This window comes from Congregibacter litoralis KT71 (genome assembly GCF_000153125.2).
GTDB lineage: Bacteria > Pseudomonadota > Gammaproteobacteria > Pseudomonadales > Halieaceae > Congregibacter > Congregibacter litoralis.
The window spans coordinates 2,519,545-2,535,358 of sequence record NZ_CM002299.1 but is presented as its reverse complement, the minus strand read 5'-3'; the positions used below and the strand labels follow the sequence as shown (position 1 = coordinate 2,535,358).

General features: G+C 58.2%; 17 protein-coding genes. 16 read left to right on the top strand and 1 reads right to left on the bottom strand.

The annotated features are described in order from the left end of the window. The first annotated feature begins 64 nt into the window (after nucleotides 1-64). From KT71_RS11565 to KT71_RS11500, 14 genes are all read left to right on the top strand, one after another. A complete protein-coding gene (locus tag KT71_RS11565) occupies nucleotides 65-427 on the top strand; it encodes a TIGR03745 family integrating conjugative element membrane protein (protein WP_023659657.1) in 363 nt (120 codons plus the stop codon). Nucleotides 428-433: 6 nt separating this feature from the next. Continuing rightward, nucleotides 434-814, top strand: a complete 381-nt coding sequence (locus KT71_RS11560; protein WP_008295214.1) for a TIGR03750 family conjugal transfer protein — start codon at nucleotides 434-436, stop codon at nucleotides 812-814. Next, complete coding sequence (locus KT71_RS11555) at nucleotides 786-1,433, top strand: PFL_4703 family integrating conjugative element protein (RefSeq protein WP_008295215.1); 648 nt, start codon at nucleotides 786-788, stop codon at nucleotides 1,431-1,433. The genes KT71_RS11560 and KT71_RS11555 overlap by 29 nt, the downstream gene beginning before the upstream one ends. Beyond that, nucleotides 1,433-2,248, top strand: a complete 816-nt coding sequence (locus KT71_RS11550; protein WP_023659656.1) for a TIGR03749 family integrating conjugative element protein — start codon at nucleotides 1,433-1,435, stop codon at nucleotides 2,246-2,248. Before KT71_RS11555 ends, KT71_RS11550 begins: the two co-directional genes overlap by 1 nt. 9 nt (nucleotides 2,249-2,257) lie before the next feature. Then, on the top strand, nucleotides 2,258-3,670 hold the full coding sequence (locus tag KT71_RS11545) for a TIGR03752 family integrating conjugative element protein (protein WP_023659655.1): 1,413 nt from the start codon (nucleotides 2,258-2,260) through the stop codon (nucleotides 3,668-3,670). Beyond that, nucleotides 3,627-4,064: a TIGR03751 family conjugal transfer lipoprotein gene (locus KT71_RS11540; protein ID WP_023659654.1), complete on the top strand. Its 438-nt coding sequence runs from the start codon at nucleotides 3,627-3,629 to the stop codon at nucleotides 4,062-4,064. The genes KT71_RS11545 and KT71_RS11540 overlap by 44 nt, the downstream gene beginning before the upstream one ends. 2 nt (nucleotides 4,065-4,066) lie before the next feature. Further along, complete coding sequence (locus KT71_RS11535) at nucleotides 4,067-6,829, top strand: conjugative transfer ATPase (protein ID WP_023659653.1); 2,763 nt, start codon at nucleotides 4,067-4,069, stop codon at nucleotides 6,827-6,829. 107 nt (nucleotides 6,830-6,936) lie between these two features. Next, the gene (locus KT71_RS11530) at nucleotides 6,937-7,407 is read left to right on the top strand and encodes a TIGR03757 family integrating conjugative element protein (protein ID WP_023659652.1); all 471 of its coding nucleotides are present in this window, start codon (nucleotides 6,937-6,939) and stop codon (nucleotides 7,405-7,407) included. Next, on the top strand, nucleotides 7,404-8,540 hold the full coding sequence (locus KT71_RS11525) for a TIGR03756 family integrating conjugative element protein (RefSeq protein ID WP_023659651.1): 1,137 nt from the start codon (nucleotides 7,404-7,406) through the stop codon (nucleotides 8,538-8,540). Before KT71_RS11530 ends, KT71_RS11525 begins: the two co-directional genes overlap by 4 nt. Further along, nucleotides 8,462-9,889, top strand: coding sequence for an integrating conjugative element protein (locus KT71_RS11520; RefSeq protein WP_238549489.1), 1,428 nt, complete (start codon nucleotides 8,462-8,464; stop codon nucleotides 9,887-9,889). The genes KT71_RS11525 and KT71_RS11520 overlap by 79 nt, the downstream gene beginning before the upstream one ends. Beyond that, the gene (locus KT71_RS11515) at nucleotides 9,879-10,220 is read left to right on the top strand and encodes a hypothetical protein (protein WP_040362310.1); all 342 of its coding nucleotides are present in this window, start codon (nucleotides 9,879-9,881) and stop codon (nucleotides 10,218-10,220) included. Before KT71_RS11520 ends, KT71_RS11515 begins: the two co-directional genes overlap by 11 nt. Nucleotides 10,221-10,280: 60 nt before the next feature. Then, nucleotides 10,281-11,455, top strand: a protein-coding gene (locus KT71_RS11505; protein ID WP_152025221.1) for an IS3 family transposase whose coding sequence is annotated in 2 segments (ribosomal slippage) — nucleotides 10,281-10,551 and nucleotides 10,551-11,455 — 1,176 coding nt in all. Because the reading frame shifts where the segments join, the coding sequence is not laid out codon by codon here. A 71-nt stretch (nucleotides 11,456-11,526) separates the two neighbouring features. Beyond that, nucleotides 11,527-11,727 carry a hypothetical protein gene (locus KT71_RS20885; RefSeq protein ID WP_008295224.1) on the top strand — a complete coding sequence of 67 codons (201 nt, stop codon included), beginning with the start codon at nucleotides 11,527-11,529 and terminating at the stop codon, nucleotides 11,725-11,727. Further along, entirely contained in the window at nucleotides 11,718-13,094 is a 1,377-nt protein-coding gene (locus KT71_RS11500; RefSeq protein WP_008295225.1) for a conjugal transfer protein TraG N-terminal domain-containing protein, read from the top strand. Before KT71_RS20885 ends, KT71_RS11500 begins: the two co-directional genes overlap by 10 nt. On the opposite strand, the gene KT71_RS11495 is transcribed toward KT71_RS11500, so the two are convergent. Continuing rightward, nucleotides 13,091-13,309 (bottom strand): hypothetical protein, encoded by a 219-nt coding sequence (locus KT71_RS11495; RefSeq protein WP_008295226.1) that lies wholly within the window; start codon nucleotides 13,307-13,309, stop codon nucleotides 13,091-13,093. The genes KT71_RS11500 and KT71_RS11495 overlap by 4 nt on opposite strands. Nucleotides 13,310-13,826: 517 nt before the next feature. On the opposite strand from KT71_RS11495, the gene KT71_RS11490 reads away from it, so the two are divergent. Together KT71_RS11490 and KT71_RS11485 are read left to right on the top strand one after the other, a co-directional pair. Further along, nucleotides 13,827-15,320, top strand: coding sequence for a type I restriction-modification system subunit M (locus KT71_RS11490; RefSeq protein ID WP_008295231.1), 1,494 nt, complete (start codon nucleotides 13,827-13,829; stop codon nucleotides 15,318-15,320). Beyond that, nucleotides 15,311-15,802, top strand: a complete 492-nt coding sequence (locus tag KT71_RS11485) for a hypothetical protein (protein ID WP_152025220.1) — start codon at nucleotides 15,311-15,313, stop codon at nucleotides 15,800-15,802. Before KT71_RS11490 ends, KT71_RS11485 begins: the two co-directional genes overlap by 10 nt. Nucleotides 15,803-15,814: the final 12 nt, after the last annotated feature.

Genomic DNA, 15,814 nt, shown 5'->3' with positions numbered 1-15,814 from the left:
GAGCCGGGCAAGGCCAGGAATTTACTGTTTAAGGGTAACCCCCAACCACGTCGGAGAAACGACAATGTTCATGTTTTTACATCGAAGCAATAAACCAAAGGCATTAACCTCGCTGGGCACGTTGGGTCTGCTTACAGCGCCCTCCGTATGGGCGGTACTGCCAACACCCGTAGCTCCCAGTACAGCGCCCCCCGCGGGTGATTGGATCGGTCTGATTGAAGGCTACATCAAAGATGGCGGTCTGGTTCTGGGTCTCGCGATCGCAGTCTTAGGCTTTCTTTGGGTGGCATACCTCGCGTTCGCTAAGTTCAACGAAGCACGCCAGGGTAAGGCGGAGTGGGCCGAGGTCGGGGTACTCGGCATCGTCGGCGCGATCGTATTGATCTTCGCGAGCTTTCTGCTCACTGAAGCCGCCGGCGTTATCTAAGCCCGTATGGCAGCGCGTGACGACATACTCGCTGAACGCTTAAACGCAGAACCCGCGATCTTCAAGGGCTGCTCTTCAAGCGAACTCGGGGTTATCGTGGGCGTGTCCGCCTTGGTGTGGTTGCCGGTCAGTCTAATGCTTGCCGGCATTGCAGGTGCGGTCACCATGGGGTTTGGCCTGGCCGGTATCGGTGTGGTCGCCACGGTGCTTTTGACAGCCAGCCTGCTACAGCGCCTAAAACGGAATCGTCCTGACGGCTACTATCAGCAGCGCATGGTGATCTGGTTCGATGGCCATGGCATCAAGCGCTCGCCATTCGTTCGACGAAGCGGTGCATGGGATATCGGCAGGACAGTGCATGCGTCGTTACCGCAACGAAATCGATAACGTGCGTGCGCACCTGCGTTCGCTGTGGGCGGTGATCGCCATCCAGGTCGTGATCATCACAGGACTCTGGGCGGGCTGGGCGCGGGCTCCCGATCGCCTAACAGTGCATATCCCCCCCGATCTTCGCTCTGGTGCGGTGCTGTCCGTCAGCGATATTTCACCCGCCAACGTCTACGCCTTCTCTTTTTATATTTTTCAGCAGCTCAACCGCTGGTCGCAAGACGGCGCCAAGGACTACGGCCACGCCATTTTTCGAGTAGCGCCTTACCTCACGCCACGGTTTAGGGCTGAACTTATTAGCGACCTCGAACAAAAGGGTCGTCAGGGCGAGCTCGCGTATCGCGTCCGGGGTGTACAAGAAGTGCCTGGGGAGGGCTACGAAGAAAGGCGCGTCGATGTTATTGATGATGGGGCCTGGGTGGTATGGCTCGATCTAGACCTGCAGGAGTCGGTCAAGGGTATGACCGTGAAACACACCGCGATTCGCTATCCGCTGCGGGTTGTTCGCTACGCCGTTGACCTAGAAGCCAATCCCTGGGGTTTGGCGCTTGATGGTTTTCACGGTGACGGGCCTCGCCGACTTCACGAACACGATAAACAGGGCGAGGAGGGCGTCTAATGACCCGCAAACGTCTCTATAGGCAACCTACAGTCGACTCAGGCTACGGGATGTTCATTGTCGTTTTGTTTGGATTGCTAGGAGCGCTTAATGCAAGTGCCGATCAACCACCTGAACGCATTGCCTGGCGCAAGGTGCCGATCACCATTTCCTTATCGGTGGGCGCGGAGCGACTCGTGTCCTTTCCCGAGACGGTGAAGGTTGGGCTTCCTCCGCACTTGCAGACCAGTGTCAGGGTGCAAAGCATCGCTGGCACACTGTACCTGCTGGCTCGTGAGCCTTTCGATGCGACCCGTGTCATCGTCAGTGCTCTTGATGATACGCAAATCTATGTTTTGGACCTATCGGCAACCGAAGCAGATTTAGAAGACGACGTCGAACAAACGTCGGTCATGATCTATCGACCGGATGAAACGGAGGCATCGGATGTTGCCTCGTCCAATAACGGTTTAGCAGAGTACGGCTATGTATCATTGACCCGTTTCGCGGCGCAGCAATTGTATGCTCCCGCGCGGCTGCTCAATCCGCTCGTGGGCGTTGTACGCGCCCCGATTACCCGTGAGACCGTTGCCTTGGTTCGTGGCGGCGCTGTTGTTGCAGAACCGCTCATCGCTTGGCGCGCAGGTCCTCTTCACCTGACGGCCGTAAAAGTAACCAATCAGACAGCGAATCCGCTAACGCTCGATCCACGCACACTGCGTGGACAGTGGTTGAGCGCAACTTTTCAGCACAATCGGCTACTGGGTTCGGGCAGCGAGGCAGACCGGACGGTCGTGTACTTGATCTCCGATCGGCCCTTCGCCGACGCGTTTTAGGACGATATCGTGCCCACTGTCAGAGCCAACCGCCTTTTGCCCATTTTTGGTGCCGCATCGCTCCTGCTATTGACGGTCGTGACGCTGAAATCCTGTGGGACGGAAACGAGCACAGGCCTGTCGATGGACAAAGTTCCCATTGCGCCGGCACCCGACGCTGATACGCCGGCCGATACCATCAAGACGCTGACGGCGAACGTCGCAGGAATGACCGCCGAGGTCGAGGCGCTGCGCCGCGAGAACGCAGGATTAGCACGCGATAATAAAACCTTCATCAATAGTCGCACGCAGATTGAGCAGAACGTGACTACTCAGTTGCGCCGAGAACTGCTGTCTCGCGAAAAGGATGCCGATAACCGGGACCGCATCGATTCTGGTGTGTTGGCGTCGCTCACAAGTCGCATTGATGGGCTTGCTGCATCGATTGAGCAGGTGCAGCCCGGTAGCCGGAATGATTTCCCAGTCGGGTTTGGTTTCGACGGTATGAGTGATGGCCGGAGCCCGTCTACAGAGCTGCTATGGATTGAGCCTTTGGGCAGCAGAAACACAATGGCCACCCACTCCGGCAGTCTCGATCGCGCTGATCAGGCAATGGACGGCTATCTGGGGCGGGCCACCACGCAGACTCGCCAGGTCACCGCTGATGCACGGACGCAGGTTGCGGTGCTGCAAGCCAAGCCCGCCTACACCGTTCCGCGCAACGCCACATTGATCGGCTCTACGGCGATGACCGCCATGATCGGCCGCATACCCGTTCAGGGGCAGGTACGTGACCCCATGCCTTTTAAGGTGATCACCGGCCCGGAAAACCTCGCAGCGAATGGGCTGAGCGTGCCGGGTGTACAAGGCATGATCTGGAGCGGTACCGCCGTCGGCGACTGGACGCTCTCCTGTGTCACCGGACGGCTTGAGTCGGTCACGTTCGTTTTTGATGACGGTACTATCCGCACGCTCTCCAGCGATGATCGCAGTATGCAAGCGAGCGGGCAGGGCGGGCGTGACTTGTCATTGGGGTGGGTGTCCGATGCCCAAGGCGTGCCTTGCATTAGCGGTGATCGTAAATCCAATGCAGCAGCGTTTTTAAGTCAACGCATCGGTGTTCAGGCCATACAGGCGGCGGCCGATGCGGCGGCGGCATCGCAGACGACCTCAGTGATCGGCAACGCCGGAAACATCACGGATAGCGTGACGGGTGATGTTGGACGGTTTGTTCTGGGCCGAACAGCCAGTGGCGGCAGTGAGGAAATCGCGAAGTGGTTGATCGAACGCCAGTCCCAAAACTTCGACGCTGTGTTTGTACCGGCGGGTACCACGCTCGCTATTCACGTTGATCGTGAGCTCGCCATCGATTTTGATTACCAAGGCAGGAAACTTGACCATGCACTCGCTACCCCATTCACCCGCTACTCTCGCCTGGATTAGTCTCGCGGCGGCTTTCATTCTGCTAAGTGGCTGTACCAGCACCAAGGACACGGTGCTGCCCCAGAACGGACCGTCCATGAAGGCGATTTACGACGCGCACTTTACGGGCATGGGCGCTGATGACCCGACGCAGGTAAAACACGCCCTCGGCGGGCGTCCCATCGGAAATGCCGAGGCGGATCTCGCGGGTTATTCGCGCACAGCGCACACTGAACTCGACACGCTGTTTCCGCGGCTCCCCAATCCGACTCTGGTTATGTACATTTTTCCGCACCTCGCGGGGACACAGCGTACGCCAGTGCCGGGCTACGCCACGACCTTCACGCTCTATGAGCGAGTCGAGTACGCGCTCCCGGGCGAAGTATCGAGCGAGACCCCCAGCGGGCAGCGCTGAGGATGTCGAGACGCGAAAAGCCTAGCCGGACAAACTCGTCGACATCCTCGTCCCAGTCTGCAGCATTTTCGCCGTGCCCGTGCCCGCTCACGACGCAGGATGTCAACGATCTGTACGATCGTCCGCCCTCGTTTACCGATTATTTGCCGTGGGTCGAGTACCTTCCCGAGAGTCAAAGCTTTTTGCTGGAAGACGGAATCAGCGTCGGCGCACTGTTTGAGCTCACCCCAGTGGGGACTGAGGCGCGTACACCCGCTTTTATGGAAACACTGCGCGACGCGATTCAAACCGCGATCACCGAAGCCATTCCTGAGTGTAGTGATACGCCGTGGATACTACAGCTGTATGTGCAGGATGAGCCGAGTCTGTCGGGCTTTGTGCGCGACGTGGAGGATTACCTACCCGCACACGTAAATAACAGAGCGTACACGCGCGAGTACCTTGAACTCTTTAAAACGCATTGCGCACGTATCAGTCGGGCGGGCGGTCTATTCGAAGACACCGCTCTGACCGGTACGAGTTGGCGGGGGCAGATGCGCCGCGTACGCGCGGTGCTTTACCGGCGTTTAAATGCCCGTGGCCGAATGCCCGGCGCACTGGAAGTCGAGGCCGAGCTGAGTGACGTGGCCACCCAATTGACGGCGGCGTTGGGCGCCGCAAACATTCAGTGCCGATGCGGAAGCGGGGCGGACTTGTATCGCTGGCTACTGCCGTGGTTCAACCCGCGACCCGGGTGTGTCGATGGAGATGTCGAGCAGTTGCGTAAGGTCGCGCCGTACCCTGACGATGACACCTTACCTTTTGGGGCAGACTTTGCGGAATCACTGACCCTCGCGTCTCCGCGGTCTGATAACGCGACCGGTACTTGGTGGTTCGACGGATTGCCCCATACAGTGGTGACCATACAGGGCCTGCGCCGGGCGCCGGACATCGGTCACATGACGGCAGAGCGTGCCGCGGGCGATCATGTTTTTTCACTTTTTGACCGACTTCCTGAGCACACGGTGATGGCGCTGACGATCACCGTAAAACCACAGGACCAAATGCGTAATCAGGTGGGCCTGGTAAGACGGGCCGCTGCGGGGGATTCCGCCGAGGCGGAGCTGACCCGGGAAGATGCCAGCGCCGTCGAGCGCGAGATGGCGTCTGGCAACAAGCTGTACCCGATGCAACTGGCGTTCTATGTGCGCGGCCAAGATATGGGGTCTCTTCAAAAGAACGTCAATCAGCTCAATGCCTTGTTACTGCCGAATGCCCTGCAGCCCATTACACGCGAGGCCGACCTTCTGGCACTGGACAGTTATCTTCGTAACCTGCCGATGGCGTATGACACCCGGCTTGATCGAACGTCCCGCCGCTCGCGACTCGTCTTTTCAAAACATATCGCCAACCTGCTGCCGGTCTATGGCCGGTCTCGCGGTACCGGCAACCCCGGCTTTGTTTTTTTTAATCGCGGGGCTGAACCACTGGTCTTCGATCCCCTGCACAGCGCTGATCGTAAGAAAAACGCGCATATGCTGATTTTGGGCCCCACGGGCGCCGGCAAGTCGGCTTTGCTGGTGTATTTGCTCCAGCAGATGGCCGCGGTCCACCGACCACGTATGTTCATCATCGAGGCCGGCGGGTCATTTTCACTGCTTGGACAGCACTTTGCCGGTCACGGACTCACTGTTAATCAAGTCAGCCTAAACCCTGGCGCCGACGTAAGCCTGCCGCCCTTTGGTGATGCCCTGCGGTTATTGGAAAAAGATAAGCGAGTCCGGTTGATCACAGATGAAAGCGCATTGGCGGACACAGGAGAAGAGGATGATGAAACTGACGGCGCTGGGCGTGACATCCTTGGCGAGATGGAGATCGCTGCCCGTATCATGATCACTGGGGGCGATGAGCGAGAAGACGCTCGCATGACTAGGGCTGATCGGCTAGTGATCCGCAACGCCATTTTGCTGGCTGCAAAGTCCGTCAATGATGCAGGCCGTGATCAGGTGCTAACGCGCGATGTCGTCGCCGCACTCAACGGCATCGGCCGTGACCCAGCGCTGCCCGAGTATCGGCGCAACCGCGCGCTGGAGATGAGTGACGGCATGGCGCTCTTTTGTTCTGGTCTGGCGGGTGATTTCTTTGATCGGCCCGGTACGCCATGGCCCGAAGCAGACGTCACCATTCTTGAAATGGGGATCCTGGCGCGCGAGGGTTATGAAGATCAGCTAACGGTTGCGTACATTTCCATGATGAGCCATATCAATGCGCTGGTGGAGCGACATCAGAATGATGCCCGACCCACGCTAGTGGTTACCGATGAAGGCCATATCATCACCACGAATCCACTGCTGGCCCGCTACGTTGTCAAAATCACCAAGATGTGGCGCAAGCTCGGTGCCTGGTTCTGGATAGCGACGCAGAATCTTGAGGATTTTCCGGACGCGAGCCGCAAGATGCTGAACATGATGGAATGGTGGCTCTGCCTCGTGATGCCCAAGGAAGAGGTTGAGCAGATCGCCCGATTTAAAGACCTCAACGCCGAGCAACGCAGCCTACTTCTATCTGCCCGTAAAGAGCCTGGCAAATATGTGGAAGGCGTTGTGTTGTCCGATAATCTCGAAGCACTGTTTCGCAGCGTGCCGCCCCCACTGGCGCTAGCACTCGCGATGACAGAAAAACATGAAAAAGCCGAGCGCGCGCACATCATGCGCGAGCGCGGCTGCACCGAACTGGAAGCGGTTCATGTCGTCGCGGAGCGCATTGCGGCCGACCGAGGCGGGTGAGGCACGACGAGCGGACGTAAACCCCATCACCCTTGGGTGGGCTTTACGCTGTCATACGCAGTCCGGCATAGAGATCATAGGGGTAACGATTGCTCGGCGCGCCACGTATGACCCAAACACTCAAAAGGCACACGGACACCGTTAGGTGGCTGGCCATCGCCGCGATTGGCGTTATGGCGCAAGCGGTATGCGCGGATGCTCCTGAGATGCAGTCAATCGAAGTCTTTACGACCTCTGATCGCCCCGTTATCGGGATTGATCATGCGCTTAGCGAGGCAACCAACGTCACTGTCTACCTGGTCGATGGTCTAGAGCGCTTTGAAGCGCAGTTGTCGAGCAGATTACCGCGGCATCCAACACAAGCCCGGTCGGAAGCACTTCGTCGAATTCAGCAGTTAACTGCCGGCAATATGGTGCAGGCTCGGCAAGCCGCTGTTGGTTTGGCCGAGGCCATGCAGTACGGCATTGATCGATACCCGGCAATCGTTTTCGATGGTCACGCCGTTGTTTATGGCGCGAAGGACTTCGCCGAGGCGCTGGAGCGATACTATGCGTGGCGGCGGGTGCCCGCACGATGAAGTCCCCGTCGCCGAAACGCTACTGCACCCAGCTGCACCGACGCCTGGTGCTTGTTCTAGTCACGCTGATCGGGACGCACATCACAAGCCACGCAGCGACCATGACCACCGCCGAAATCATTTCGCAGACAACGACGGGAGCGCTAGGATGCACGCGCTGGATGCCGGTTGGCGCATGTTTCTGGTTGCGCTGTTCTTGGACAGGCTGCTCTATTGAGACGTCACTCAAGGTCGGACACTACAATCCTGATCTGGTGGTCAGCGCCTATAACGACCTTGGCAACAACCCCTGGGTTGCGATTCGGGCTGCGCTGGGATTAGCCCAGCGAACGGCCGCACAAGGCGTGTTGGGTTCGTTGTTACCGATTCCTGTGGGTAGTGCCGGTAATCGTACGGAGGGCGCGGGTGGCCCACGGGATCACCGCAACCTCGTGTTCCGAGAGACCGACGCGATCGGGCACCCGATAACCTCACTCACGGGCGCGACGACGGGTCTGCTGTGCGCATCGCAGACCACGGCGTTCGTACCGTATTTTCAGTCAGCACTGGATGCGCTCGCTTGGCGACAAGAAATCCCAGAGATTTTTTATGCCGCTAGCTGGGTGCCGGGTCTTCGGGAAATCGGCAGCTGGCCGTTGCAAACCTGGGGAAGCGTGCATCCTCGAACGGGCTGGACCACGCAGGCCGAAGAACCCAAGGCCGCAGCGATCAACGCGCAGCGGGCGGCTGACATTGTCACGCGCGCAAGCCAGCCGCACGTTTACCTACCATTGTCGGCTTCGTCCTACGTCAGCAATTACCACACGAGCATCGTCGACAACTGGGTTGAGAATGAGGACGGTGAGCCCGTCAACCAGTGGGAGCCCTCGTTTTCTGGGCAGCGGGTATGGCCGGCAGGCCCTATCCGTGAAAAGGATGCCCGCACGGGTATGTGGCAAATGCTCGCACCCAGGGCCGAAAGTACGTGCAACGTCTTTGGCGTCAATGATCTCGCGAGCGTCTCGGGATGGGGCGGCGGAAAAGTCGATGGGGCAGGGGATTACGTTTGGAACTTATGGCGTCCGTATCAATGCTGCCGCCGCCGAGGTCAGGTCTTTCTGCACAGCATCAACTGGATGGCGTATCCGCCGTGAGAGGCCTCTATCAAATCATTGCTAAGCTTCCCGCTCAGTCGTTGTTTTTAGCGGTACTGAGCATATCCCCAACGTACGGAGCGCAAGGCCCAACGGAAGACAGCTTTTGGTACTACCAAATCGGCGGCGCCCAACCGATATCAGCGCCGGCCAACCCCTCAGTCGTATCCGTCACCCTGGGCGGCTCCGCGCAACTGGGCTTGGGTTATAGCTGTGCCAAGTTCGATCCCGTCGCCGCAGTGACCCATACCCTGAACAACATCAAATCCGGTGCTGATGACATGATGAATGCCATGACGGCGGCAGCATCCTCCGCCATTGCCGCGCTACCCGCGCTGATTCTTCAGCGGGCAAACCCCGGACTTTACGATCTTTTTCAGAATGCGCTTTTAAAAGCCGAAGAGACGGTGCGGCTAGCCACCAAGAGCTGTGAGCAGATGGAGGCGGAGATTGCGCAAGGCAAAAACCCCTACGCCGATCTTGTCGTGCTCTCCAAGGGTAACGACTGGAAGGTACAAATGGGTATCGGCGGCAACGATGCGGTTGCTGCCAAAGACGCGGTGGAGGCCTCGAATGGCGATAACGGTGTGCCCTGGATCGGTGGTCCGGCCGGCGGTGCCGGACAGCCGGAGCTGCGTTTTACGGGCGATATCGTCGAAGCGGGTTACAACATCACGATGAATCGGCCCACTACCGAGACTGCAGCGGTACCTTCGGCTTCAGCAACTCGGCTTTCTGACATCTGGTCGACACCGGCAGCCGCAAGAGACTGGGTAGTCGATGTTGTGGGTGAGAATATTGTTACTACCTGCGATACCTGCCGGAAAGACAGTATCCCCGGAACGGGTCTGCTGCCACAGCTCTACCGAGAGTCCGCATTGATAACGACGGAACTCGCAAGCTTGGTCAGCGGCGCTACGCCGCCCACGCTTGCCAACCTGGAAATGATCACGGCGCCCGGCGTAGCCGTTACGCGCCAGGTCATTGAGGCGATTCGTGGAATGCCAAACACCGAGCAGGGGCTCATCATTGGCCGGTTAGTGTCTGAGATCAGTACCGGGCGTACGATAGAAAAAGCGCTGCTTGCCCGAAGAATGCTGCTTTCGGGCCGCCAGGTGCCGGAAGTGTATGCGACCGAGGTGGCGCGAGAGCATGCCGACACAGCTATCGCCGAGCTCGATAATGGGATCGAAAGCCTATTGTTCGAAACACGCGTGCGGCGTGAAGTCGTGTCCGACACGGTGAAGGTGTTGCTAGAGCGAGCAGCTGTCCGGCGGCGTGCATCAATGAACGTGCCCGAGGGCGGTCCTATTGATCCTCGGCCCCTCAGTAACGGCCGTGTTCAGTAGTAACAAACCCTTACATCGCCGCTGGTTCGTGCTGCTTTCACTGATCGCGGCGATCGGCATGATTACGATTGGCCTTGTTCTTTGGAAGGCAGTTGGTCTTAGCTCGTTATCGAGCGTGGCAGACCGAGTCGCCGACGCTAAACCTGTTTTAAGCGGCCTGCGCTTTATTTTTATAGCCGTACTAGCGATTAGCTGGTCGCAGTTACCGGCATTTTGGGGAATAACCGGCCATGATCATGGTATTGAGCCTGGTCATTGGATGGCGTTGCGCTGGCGGGTCGTCGGTTGGCTAATCACTGTTGAACTGGTCCTCGGTCAAAACATACTTTGAGGTCGGTCGGAATTCGTGGAGTCCATCGGATCGTTTATCTTTACGATCTGGAGGACAACGATGGAAAGAATCCCCAAGGCATCTTACACGCCGGAGTTCCGGGCTGAGGCCGTGAAGCTGGTTGAGTCGACCGGCATGTCGGTGGCGAAGGCGGCAGAGCGGCTGTCGATCCCCAAGAGCAGTCTCAGTAACTGGGTGCGTGCAGCCCGGGCAGGAAAGCTGAAGCAGGTGGGTGAGCATCAGCGCGCACCCACAGAGCTTGAGATGGAGCTGGCCCGTGCCCGGCGTGAGCTCGCTGAGGTCAAGCAGGAGCGCGATCTGCTAAAAAAGTTTGCGGCGTACTTCGCGAAGGAATCCCGGTGAGGTACGCGCAGATTCACCGGCTACGGCACGAGCACTCTGTCGCCGCGATGTGCCGTCTGCTGGACGTATCCGAGAGCGGCTACTACGCCTGGCGCAAGCGGCCGCCGTCACCACGGTCGAAGGCGAACGCGCGTTTGACGCTGGAGATCAAGGCGGCTCACGAGCGCACGCGCAGGACGTATGGTCCCGAGCGACTTCAGTCCGATCTTGCCGACAACGGTATTCGTGTCGGCGTACACCGCATCAAGCGTATTCGCCGCGAGCAGGGCCTTCGCTGCAAGCAGAAGCGGCGGTTCCGTGTGACCACGGACTCGAAGCACAGGCTGCCTGTGGCGCCGAACCGGCTTGCCAGACAGTTCTCCGTCGATGTGCCGAACAAGGTGTGGCTGACGGATCTCACCTACGTCGACACCGCCGAGGGCTGGCTGTACCTGGCAGGCATCAAAGACCTGTTCAACGGGGAGCTTGTCGGATACGCGATGTCGGAACGGATGACGGTTAACCTGACGGAGACGGCACTGCGCCGTGCGATCGATGTCAGGCAACCAGGTCCTGGGCTTCTTCATCATTCCGATCGCGGCAGTCAGTACTGTGCGAGGAGCTATCAGCAGCTGCTACGGCAGCACCAGATGCTGTCGTCCATGAGCCGCAAAGGAAACTGTTGGGACAACGCGCCGATGGAGAGCGTTTGGGGAATCCTGAAGTCGGAGCTCATTCACCATGAACGCTTTGAGACGCGTGCGCAGGCGAGAGCAGCGATCCGGGAGTATATTGAGATCTTCTACAACCGGACTCGGAAACAAGCGCGCCTCGGTTACCTATCCCCGGTACAGTACGCTACGCAGCACCGCCACAGTCAGGTGGCATATTGAGCCGGTGGACTCTACGAAAACCGACCGACCCCACTTAGTCAGTTTCAAGCTGTGATCTCGGGCGACAGTACGTGAGTGTCGACAGCTATCTAGAGCTGTTCACGACCTTGTTCGGTTGGGCCTTCTACGGCGTGCTGTGGGACGTACTTGTCGGCACCGGGATTGTCTATTTGCCGTTTCTGGGGATCCTGATCGATAACTGGCGTGAACCTGCGGAGGGCGGCGAGTTCGGTACGGTCACGGGCCTCTCTCCTTGCGACGTATGGAGATAGAACTGTTCCTCGCGCTGTTTGTCGTCGTACTGGCGGGGCAGCCGGCGGCGCTGACACCGCTTAATGCCGGCACCCTGAGCTACGACCCACACCCTACGCTGGTTGCTCCGACGCCTGGGACTGCGACAGTCGCTGCGCCAGAAAGTACCTACGGTGTAACCGGATTCACCGGGTCACCCGCGACCGTCAACATTCCAGTGTGGTGGTATGCCGTGTTGGCGATGAGTTCGGGATTTACTCACGCGGTGGTCGAGGGATTGCCCACGGCCAGCGACCTGCGGACCTACGAGCAACAGGCGCGACTTGCCACAATCGCCGACCCGCGCCTTCGTCAGGAGGTTAGCGACTTCTTCAGTGAGTGCTATGTCCCTGCGCGATCGAAATATCAGGCAGAAAGGCCAGCAATACCGTCGGTGGCCGCAATTCTCACTAACTATGGGAATGATGACCCCGACTGGATGGGCTCGCACGTTTATCGCAAGACGCCCGGCTATTACGACACTCAGCGTCCGTCGAGACAGATATCTGGTTGGGCCTACGATCCAGTCCGCGACACCGAGTACGACCCTGCCTCGCCGCCCACCTGGGGAAAGCCTGTATGCAAGCAGTGGTGGGAAGACAATACCCAAGGCCTTCGCCTGAAGTTGATCGACGAGGCCGATGCGACTTCGGCCGGCTTATCCGGTCTTGTGGTCGCCGTAGCTCCGACGCTGGCAAGCGAACAACAGGAAGATGCCGTGGTACGAGCTGTGCTGGCCAGTGCGCCGCCGTCGTGGTCAAGCAATGAGCTTGTTGCGCGTAATACGACGAGTACCGCCTGGTTCGGCTCCGTCCAGAACATGATCAAGGGCGGTTTAGCCGGGGGAGGGGTGGTGACTGCTTCGGCGCTCTTCTCAGTAACCATGACCGCTGTCCTGCAGTCGCTGCCGATGGTTCAGGCGTTGATGTTGCTCGGCATTTACGCCTTGCTACCGATGATAGTAGTGCTGTCCCGCTACTCGCTATCAATGATGGTCGTGGGTGCCATGGCAATCTGCACGGTCAAGTTCTGGAGCGTGCTGTGGTATTTGGCCCTGTGGGTGGATCAGAACCTGATTTTGTCGATGTACCCAGACGCGAACACCTTCCTTCAGATCTTCGCTAACCCCGGCGAACACGATGCAAAGCGCATGCTGCTCAACATGATCACCACAAGCCTGTATTTAGGGTTGCCATTGTTGTGGAGCGGAATGATGGCGTGGGCGGGGGTACAAGTGGGCAGGTCGATCGAATCTGCATCGAATCCCATTAAGGCTCCCGCGCAGGATGCGGGAAACCAGGGAGGAAGTATCGGTAAGATGGCGCTAACAAAAGGGAAGGCACGTTAGTCTCTTTCGTACCAGCCGGCAGCATCGGTACCGTCGTCTAGTTCGCCGGTTCGGTAATTTAACTCGCCACCGCGCACCGCGCTGCTCAGGGCGTCTTGCCCAAGTGTGGACTCTGGTACGCTGGCGAGCAGCGCGAGACCCTCACGTAGCAGGTCAAAGCCTAGGCGAATGACGGTTAATGTGCCGACTAGCGTATTCCTGATGACTTGGTTCATGGCCGCTCCAAAACGCAGGCGCTTGAAAGGGATCGATCTTTATTAAGCCATGTCGGAGTATCGAGAACAACTCTGCATTATTGTCTGATCTGGAGTGAAGCTTGCGCCGGCAGAAGGTGCGTTCTGGCGGCGTCAACTGAAAAATAACGCTATCGTATCGATAGGTATAAAAATTCCATTCAGCGGTTGTTTCATGTACCCCCAATAGCGCCCCCGGGAGCACAAGGGACGTCGCTGGCACTGCCTTTCAGGCATACCAAGGGTATTAGCGCACGCCGCGTCCAGTGAACTTAATTGCATCGTAGGGCGGCCTCAATATAAGGGTAACGGGCTCCTGACCCTACACCTACCCTAGTTCGTGGCTGATACTCTGGATAGTAATTGCTGATTTTAAAGCTTCGCTGTGCATTCCCGGGGGGTACAAAGATGTATTATGTGTCCGAAAATTCTATAAAATTCAGCTTGTTGGAACCTGCCACCCAGGTTCTAGGTCTAGCTTTGGGGCCAGTTATAACGAATGAGTCAATCTTCAAATCTAAAATCCACGCTCTGGGAGGCCGCCAATACCCTCCGCGGCTCTGCAGTTGACCGGACAGACTGGAAGGGCTACATCCTACCACTCCTATTCTTCAAGCGAATTAGCGACTGCTGGGACGAAGAGACTGCCGAGGCATCTGAGCTTTTCGGAGACCCCGACCCCAGTCTCTATCAAGAAATGCATCGTTTCCAGGTCCCCGAGGGGTGTCACTGGAACGACGTTCGCGGCACCGCTCAGAATGTCGGAGCCGCCCTCAAACACGCCATGCAGGAGATCGAGCGCGCCAACCCCGACACGCTCTACCGCATCTTCGGTGCCGCCGACTGGGGCAACAAGGAGAAGTTCACCGACGAGCTCCTCAAGGACCTGATCGAGGGTTTCTCTTCGATAAAACTCGGCAATAACTCTGTAGACACCGACATCCTCGGTGATGCCTACGAGCACCTCGTCGGCAAGTTCGCCGACGTCAACCGACGCAACAAGGCCGGAGAATTCTACACGCCCCGTAGCGTGGTTCGCATGATGGTCGAGATCCTCGACCCCAAAGAAGGCGAGTCGATCTACGACCCTGCCTGCGGCACCGGCGGCATGCTGCTCGCCGCCATCGACCATGTGAAGAGAAACGGCGGCGATCCGCGCACTTTCTTCGGCAAGATCTACGGCCAGGAGAAGAACCTCACGACCTCCTCGGTCGCCCGGATGAACCTCGTCCTCCATGGCATCGAGGACTTTCAGGTCGCACGCGAGGACACTCTCCGCGATCCCGCCTTCACCGACGGTGCTGGCGGCCTCGCTACCTTCGACTGCGTGATCGCCAATCCACCGTTCTCGCTCAAGGAATGGGGACGCGAGGTCTGGGAGAACGACCCCTGGGGCCGAGCGCAGTACGGCATGCCCCCGGACAGCTACGGTGATTACGCCTTCGTCCAGCACATGATCGCATCGATGGCCCAGGGCAGAGGCAGCCGAATGGCCGTTGTCCTCCCGCAGGGCGCGCTCTTTCGCAAGAGCGCCGAAGGCAAGATTCGCGAAGTCTTGCTCAGGGAGGACCTGATCGAAGCTGTCATAGGCCTCGCGCCGAACCTCTTCTACGGCACTGGTCTCGCCGGCTGCGTCGTGATCCTCCGCCGCAAGAAGCCCGCCGAGCGAAAGAATAAGGTGCTCATCATCGACGCTTCGAGCCTCTTCCGAAAGGGCCGCGCCCAGAACTTCCTCGACTCGAAGCACGGCGAGCAGATCGTCAAGTGGTTCCAGGCCTTTGAGGATGTCGAGGACCGCGCGAAAGTCGTCGCTGTCGATGAGATTAAGGACGAAGGCTGGACGCTCAACATCTCCCGCTACGTCCTGCCGCCAATCGGCGAGGACATTCCGCTACTGCCCGAGGCCGTCGCTGCGTTCAAGGAAGCACTCACCGAAGCGCGCTCCGCCGAAGACCATCTTCGGAACGTTCTCAATGACGGTGGTTGGATCTGATGTTTTCCGTTAGCTTCGGCAGCGAAAGGCGTGAAGCCAAGATCCGCAAAATCGGCGAGAAAGATCCGACAACGGCAGTCATTATTGCTGCTGTTCCTTTTGAGTGGATGCTTAAACGGACGATATTGAAACTTGGTCAATCTCCAACTAGCGCCCTTCGTGAGCAGCTTGAACAGGTTTACTCGATAAGTGATCGAGGTAACCGCGAGGGTTATCTTTCAATTTGGAGGAGAGAGGTCCAGCCACGATTCAGGCAAGCCGCACTTGGGACGGTTCTCGGCAAGCTAACCTCGATTAAAGACAACGCTATGGCAGTACGTGGTCGAGTTGTACATGGCAATGGGACCGTTAGCGATGGAAAAGCTCACGAGGCGATTGAGTTATTTCTAACCAGCGGAGAGAAGCTACGCGAATTCACCCTAAAGAATGGTGACGATTTGGATTCACGCCTCAAAACACGAATAAAGGAACGGAGCGATTGATGAGCCACCACC